Genomic DNA, 3,298 nt, shown 5'->3' with positions numbered 1-3,298 from the left:
CCGAATCCGTGAGGTCGAAGCGCTCCAGCAGCCGCGCGGCACGCCGCTTGCCCTCCGCGCGCCCGAGGTGCTGCAGGTCCGCCATCAGCAGCAGGTTCTCTTCGGCGGTGAGCAGGTTGTCCACGGCCGAGAACTGGCCGGTCACGCCGATGGCCTTGCGGACGGCGTGCCCCTCGGCGGCGACGTCGTGGCCGGCGACCAGGGCGCGGCCGGCGTCGGCCGGGATCAGCGTCGACAGGATCTGCACGGTGGTGGTCTTGCCCGAGCCGTTGGGGCCGAGCAGGCAGAAGACCGAGCCCTCGGGGATGGTCAGGTCGATGCCGTCGAGCACCAGCTTGTCGCCGTAGGACTTGCGCAGGCCTTCGGCGGAGATCGCCGAGGAGCGTGTGGTCGTGATCGGTTCGGTCAAGGTCTTCATCGGCGTTCCCGCTCTCTCGTCACTGCTGACATGAGCCGGATCCCGCAGGGCCCGCAGGGGCCGGATCCCGGCGGCCGACCTCTGGACGGCCTCGACTTACACACCGTTCAAGTGCGGCGCGTCTCCGAGCATAGAAGCCGACTTGCACGCCGTGCAAGTCCCGACTCGAACAGTGTTGAAGTCCCTGGGTTAGGCTTTCGTCATGCCGCGTGAAACGTTGAACCGCGATCAGATCGTCGACGCCGCGATCGAGCTGCTCGATGAGGAGGGCATCGAGGGCCTGAGCATGCGGCGCCTCGGCAAGCGCCTGAACTCGGCTGCCACGGCCATGTACTGGCACGTCGGCAGCAAGGAGAACCTGGTCGTCCTGGCCGGCGACCGGGTGTGGGGCGAGGTCGAGCTGGTCGACCCGCAGGAGTCCGGCTGGCGGGCCGCCGCGCGCGCCCTGGTCTCCGAGACGTACGCGATGGTCAAGCGCCATCCCTGGCTGGTCCCCGCCATCAGCACGCACTTCGTCTACGGCCCCGGGATGGCCCGCTTCCAGGACCACTCGTACGCCATCTACGAGGTCGCGGGCTTCCAGGGGCGCGACCTGGACTGGGCCATGAACACGGCGTTCACCTTCGTCGCCGGCACCGCGCTGCTCGACGCCACCCAGGCCGCCGCGGCCAAGGCCGACGCCGACGACATCGCGGCCCAGGCGGACCAGATCGCCGCGCAGTACCCGCGGCTGAAGGAACGCATGGCGGTCCTCGGCGGAGCGGACCCGGCGGAACTGCTCAGCCAGAAGTTCGCCTTCGGTCTGGAGACCATCCTCGACGGCCTGGAGGCCCGGCTGCGCGGGCAGGGCTCCCGCTCGCCCGTGGCCGCGCCCGACCTCCCGGCCGAGCCGGAGGCCCGCTCCGGCCGGGGGGCCGATGAGCCCGGTGATGCGGGCGCCGGTTCCGGGGCACGCACCGATGCGCCCGGTGATGCCGGGGCCGGTCCCGGCACAGGGGCCGATGAGTCCGGTGATGCCCGGGCCGACGAGTCCGGTGGTCCCGGCACCGGACCGGAGGACGCCACGGCCACCGGTCCGGCCCCGGATGCGCGACCCGCCGGCCGCCCCCGCAGGACCACCGCCTCCGCCGCCTCCCAGTCCGTGCGCGGACTCTTCCACTGACGACATCACGGCGCCCTCCCCGAGGACGACGGCGGCCCCGTGCCGCCCGGGCAGCCGGGTGGCACGGGGCCGCGGTCGTCGTGGTGCCGGTTTCACGGCCGTCGTGCGGCGCTGCCGACCGGCAGCAGCCGGTCGGCCACCAGCGGCACGAGTGTGCCGGGCACCTCGTCGAGGAAGAAGTGACCGCCCGGCAGCAGTTCCACCTCGCAGTCGGCCACGGTCTGGCGGCTCCACCCGGTCAGGCTCGCCGGCGGGACGTCCGCGTCCGCCCGGCCGCCGAAGACGGTGATCGGACAGGACAGGGGCCGGTCCTCGCGGTACCGCCACTGCGCCGCCGCCGCGAAGTCGGCGCGCAGCACCGGCAGGAACAGCTCCATCAGTTCGTCGTCCTCCAGGACCTGCGGCGGTGTGCCGTTCAGCGCGCTGATCCGGTCGCGGAACTGGCGGTCCGGGAGCAGGAAGTCCAGGCTCGGCGTGCGCGGGAGGTCCGGGGCCCGGGCACCGGAGACCAGGAGCCGGCAGGGCGGACGGCCGTGCCGGTGTTCCAGCGCACGGGCCAGCTCGAACGCCAGGATGCCGCCCAGGCTGTGGCCGAACAGCGCGAACGACTCGCCGGGCCAGGGCAGCACCTGCCGCAGTGCGTCGGCCACCAGTGCCTCCACCCTCGGCAGCGGTCGCTCCCGCATCCGTGTACCGCGGGCCGGCAGCTCCAGGGGAACCACCTCGATGCCCGCCGGCAGCCGCCGCTTCCAGTGGCTGTAGATGCGCGGCGCCGACCCGCCGGCGTACGGCAGGCAGTAGAGCCGGGTACGACCGCTGCTCCTCACGCCTTGCTCCTCCCTGAGTTCCGGGGTGCCCGGGGCACCGTCACCGCCGGCCCAGCCGGTCCTTGAGCACCGCGCAGACCGCCGCGGCCGGCGCCGGCATGTTCATCTCCAGGTGGGTGGCCGGTACGTCGAACTGCTCGATGGCGCCCTCGACGTGCGGCTCCCACAGGGCCGCCCAGGACTCCTCGTCCTTCTTGGCCGCGTGGAAGAAGAGGACGTCCCCGCGGTACACCGGCTGCTCGAACTCCTTCACGATCGCCATGTTGTTCGCGAGCACCTCGGCCGCCCGGTCGAGGAAGCGGTCCTGCTCGTCCACGTTCAGGAAGTCGCTCAGGTAGTCCGCGATGGACGCCCGCGCGGCGGCCTGGTCGAACTCGGTCACCCCGTGGAACCCTCTGCTCGGCACGCAGTCCAGGAGCGCCAGCAGTGCCACCCGGTGCCCGCGCCGGTCCAGCGCTTCGGCCACGGCGTGCGCGATCGTGCCGCCGTACGACCAGCCCACCAGGTGGAACGGTCCCTCGGCCTGCACCGCGAGCATCCGTGTCACGTAGTCCTCGACCATCTCCTCGACCGAGGAGGCCGGCCGGCTCCCGTCGTAGCCGTGCGCCTGGAAGCCGTAGACCGGCCGGTCGTCGTCCAGCTGGGACATGAAACCTAGGTACGACCAGCTCAGCCCGCCGCCCGGCGGGAAGAACCACAGCGGCGGCAGGTCCCCGCCGGACTTCAGCGGCAGCAGGACGGCGAACGGGTCGTCGAACTCGTCCGGCAGCGTGCTGGTGACCAGCAGCGCCGACAACTGGGCGACCGTGGGCGCGCGGAACACCGTCCGGATGGGGATGTCGATGCCGAGTTCGGTCCGGATCCGGCCGATCAGGCGGGTGGCGAGCAGGG

4 protein-coding genes are annotated in these 3,298 nt (G+C 72.3%); 1 reads left to right on the top strand and 3 read right to left on the bottom strand.

The window, feature by feature from the left end; translation table 11 throughout:
• A partial coding sequence (locus IE312_RS41795) for an ATP-binding cassette domain-containing protein (RefSeq protein WP_229900427.1) occupies nt 1-418 on the bottom strand: 418 nt, incomplete at its 3' end.
• A 202-nt stretch (nt 419-620) separates the two neighbouring features.
• Here IE312_RS41795 and IE312_RS25745 point away from each other — a divergent pair.
• On the top strand, nt 621-1,580 hold the full coding sequence (locus IE312_RS25745; RefSeq protein ID WP_229900426.1) for a TetR/AcrR family transcriptional regulator: 960 nt from the start codon (nt 621-623) through the stop codon (nt 1,578-1,580).
• Nucleotides 1,581-1,672: 92 nt separating this feature from the next.
• Here the strand turns inward: IE312_RS25745 and IE312_RS25740 are convergent, their stop codons facing one another.
• Complete coding sequence (locus IE312_RS25740) at nt 1,673-2,407, bottom strand: thioesterase II family protein (protein ID WP_189984722.1); 735 nt, start codon at nt 2,405-2,407, stop codon at nt 1,673-1,675.
• Between the two features lie 40 nt (nt 2,408-2,447).
• Nucleotides 2,448-3,298, bottom strand: an 851-nt coding sequence (locus IE312_RS25735) for an alpha/beta fold hydrolase (protein ID WP_189984721.1), incomplete at its 5' end; no start/stop codon positions are given.

It is taken from the genome of Streptomyces capoamus, assembly GCF_014654935.1.
Lineage (GTDB): Bacteria > Actinomycetota > Actinomycetes > Streptomycetales > Streptomycetaceae > Streptomyces > Streptomyces capoamus.
Note: the sequence above shows the minus strand (reverse complement) of the source record. Positions and strands in the feature narration are given on the sequence as shown.